This window comes from Chrysiogenia bacterium (genome assembly GCA_020434085.1).
In the GTDB taxonomy this organism is placed as follows: Bacteria; JAGRBM01; JAGRBM01; order JAGRBM01; family JAGRBM01; genus JAGRBM01.
The window spans coordinates 1-2,913 of the sequence record JAGRBM010000003.1 but is presented as its reverse complement, the minus strand read 5'-3'; the positions used below and the strand labels follow the sequence as shown (position 1 = coordinate 2,913).

General features: G+C 62.8%; 3 protein-coding genes. 2 read left to right on the top strand and 1 reads right to left on the bottom strand.

What is annotated here, in order from left to right:
* Nucleotides 1-696, top strand: a 696-nt coding sequence (locus KDH09_00080) for an MFS transporter (GenBank protein MCB0218061.1), incomplete at its 5' end; no start/stop codon positions are given.
* Between the two features lie 14 nt (nucleotides 697-710).
* On the top strand, nucleotides 711-1,922 hold the full coding sequence (locus tag KDH09_00075; GenBank protein ID MCB0218060.1) for an MFS transporter: 1,212 nt from the start codon (nucleotides 711-713) through the stop codon (nucleotides 1,920-1,922).
* An 88-nt stretch (nucleotides 1,923-2,010) separates the two neighbouring features.
* Here KDH09_00075 and KDH09_00070 read toward each other — a convergent pair.
* A partial coding sequence (locus KDH09_00070) for a hypothetical protein (protein ID MCB0218059.1) occupies nucleotides 2,011-2,913 on the bottom strand: 903 nt, incomplete at its 5' end.

Genomic DNA, 2,913 nt, shown 5'->3' with positions numbered 1-2,913 from the left:
TTCGCCCAGAACCTGCTGGGCTTTACGGCAACCCAGACGGGACTCATCATGCTGCGCGGCGCGCTGGCGACCATGATCATGATGCCGCTGGTGGGAAAAATCCTGCAGCGCGGGGCGCCGCCCTACATCCTGACGATCATCGGTTTTACCTTCGTTTTCACCTTCACGCACCTGGTGAGCGAGTTCTCGTTGGCCTCGGGCGAATGGGATTTCTTCTGGCCGCTGGTCATTCGCGGGATGGGCATGTCGCTGAGTTTCGTGCCGCTCACGACGCTGGCGCTTTCAGGCCTGAAGGGGCCGGCCATTGCCCAGGGGGCAGGCTTTACCAACATGATGCGCCAGCTCGGCGGCTCCTTCGGCGTGGCCCTGATGGCGACCTTCGTCCAGCGCCACATCTTTGCTCACCGGCTCAACCTCACGCGCTACGTCTCGCCCTATGACCCGGCGGTGCAGGAGCGCCTGCACACCATCCAGCAGGGCCTTTCCGCCCGCGGCGGCGGCACCATGGCGCAGCTCCAGCAGCAGTCCCACGCCGTGATGGAGGGAATCATCACCCGCCAGAGCGTGCTGCTCTCTTATCTGGATGCCTTCCGCGTAGTCGGCCTGTTCTTCCTGGTCTGCGCGCCGCTCTTCCTGCTCTTTGCATTCCGCAAGAAAACGCCAGAGGCCGAGCCGGTCACGGCGATGGCGCACTAGCCCGGCAAGCCGCAATGATCGACAATCAATCCATCGTGACCCAAGCCAATGAGAAGAAGCCCTGGCTGACCCGCAACGTCCTCGCACTGGGGATCGTAAGCCTGCTGACCGACAGCGCAACGGAAATGATCGTTCCGTTTCTGCCGCTGTTTCTGACCGGGGTGCTGGGCGCGAGCGCGATGGCGGTGGGCGTGCTCGAAGGCGTCGCCGACGCGGTCTCCAGTATCTTCAAATACTTTTCCGGTCGGTGGTCCGATCGCAGCGGGCGGCGCTTTCCCTTCATCGCCTGGGGCTACGGCCTGGCCTCGGCGGCGCGGCCCCTCACGGCACTGGCGCAGGTGCCCTGGCATGTGATCGCCGCGCGCACAGCCGACCGGATCGGGAAGGGACTGCGCAGCAGCCCGCGCGATGCCCTCCTGGCAGGTTCGGTGGAGGAGCGCGCCCAGGGCCGCGCCTTTGGCTTCCATCGCGCAATGGATCACGCGGGCGCGGTGATCGGTCCGCTCATGGCATGGGCGGTGCTGAGCTTCTGGACCCGCGACCTTCGCACGCTCTTCTGGCTCTCGGCAATTCCCGGCGCGCTGGCCGTCACCGCCGTCTTCGCGGGAGTTCGTGAAAAAGCGCTCGTTCGCGCGAGCGCCCCGCGCATCGCTCCCGAAGCATTCCTCACGCGGCCCGGAAGGGACCTCGTTCGCCTGCTCATCCCGCTGGGGCTCTTCACGCTCGGCAACGCCAGCGATCTATTCCTGCTGCTCAAGGCAGGCGCCACGCGCACTCCGATGGAGAGCCTGCCGCTGCTTTGGATGGCGCTGCACGTGGTGAAGTCGGCTGTCTCGATTCCCGGCGGCAGGCTGGTGGACAGTTGCGGAGCGCGCCGCACGCTCGCGCTCGGCTGGTGCTTCTACGTCCTGATCTACGTGGCCTTCGCCTTCGCGCGCACCCACACGGAAGTGAGCATTCTGTTCGTGGCCTATGGCATCTTCCACGGCCTGACCGAGAGCGCGCAGACGACGCTGGTTGCACGCTCGGTCAACGCCGAAGAGCGGGGCACGGCCTTTGGCTGGTATTATCTGACCGTTGGGTTGCTCGCGCTGCCCGCCAGCATTCTCTTCGGCGTCCTGTGGGAGAGCGTGAGCAGCAAGGCGGCATTCCTCACCGGCGCGGCCCTGGCTGGTGCGGCGCTGGTCGCGCTGCTGGGGCTGCGGTCGCAACCCCGGGCTGCGTAGGCGGAGACTTACTGAAACCAACGCTGGCGAATAGGGTGGGGCGAGATTCCAGCCCGCCTCGTCTTCTCTGGGTGGCTTCAAGCGCAAATCAGCGCTGCATTGTTACCGTCTTGGAGAATCCGGCGCGCCAGTTCACGCCATCCTCGCTGCGCCAGACGTCGTTGAGGATACTGTCCTTCCCTTGCACGGTCACGTAGCCATCTCCGCCATATCCGCCGGTGATATAGATAGCGCCGTCGTGTACGACCGCCTGAAAATCCTGCCTCTGCTCAAAACTGGCATGGTCGGTTACTTCATTCCATGTTGCGCCGTTGTCTTCCGACATCCAGATATCATTCGCCTCATACATCGTTGTATTTTCATCAAAGATGGTTTCGTGATAACTCGCGCGACCGCCAATGATCCATAGCTTGCCATCGAAACTCAGCATCTGGTGATACGCGCGCTTGTCCATGCCGGTATCATTTTCCGGGTCGGGGGAAATGTTGTCGGTTACCAGGGTCCAGGTGGAGCCGTTTGACGACTTCCACACATCGTCAAGATATTCCCCGTCGCTGGTCTTGCCACCACTCAAATAGAGCTCACCGTTGTGTACAGTTACGGCATGGCCCGTGCGAGCACCCCACGGCGCTGACGCGGTCACTTCGGTATAGTCCGCCCAATCGATGCCATAGGTTGTGGCATCAGGATCCCAGTCCCACCCGGATGTTGGTTCCAGGTTCCACACGTCCGCGTAATAGGTCGAGCTGAGATTCCCGCCAATCACCCACATCCTGTCGTTAAAGAAGACGACAGCATGACCGTGGCGACGATCAAATCCATCGCCATTGGGTGCAACCTCGCTCCACGTTTCGCCGTCGAAGGAGCACCAGATATCGCCCATGACCCCGATGACGTTGAACAGGATGGCAACCACCAATTCACCCTGCTTGCCCACGCCCCAGGCCCTGCGCCCGTACCCGCCAACGAAACACATTCGATCGCCGAGATT

Bases quoted from the DNA above. Each gene is read 5' to 3' on its own strand.
- KDH09_00075 (MCB0218060.1), top strand. From the start codon at position 711: ATGATCGACAATCAATCCATCGTGACCCAAGCCAATGAGAAGAAGCCC.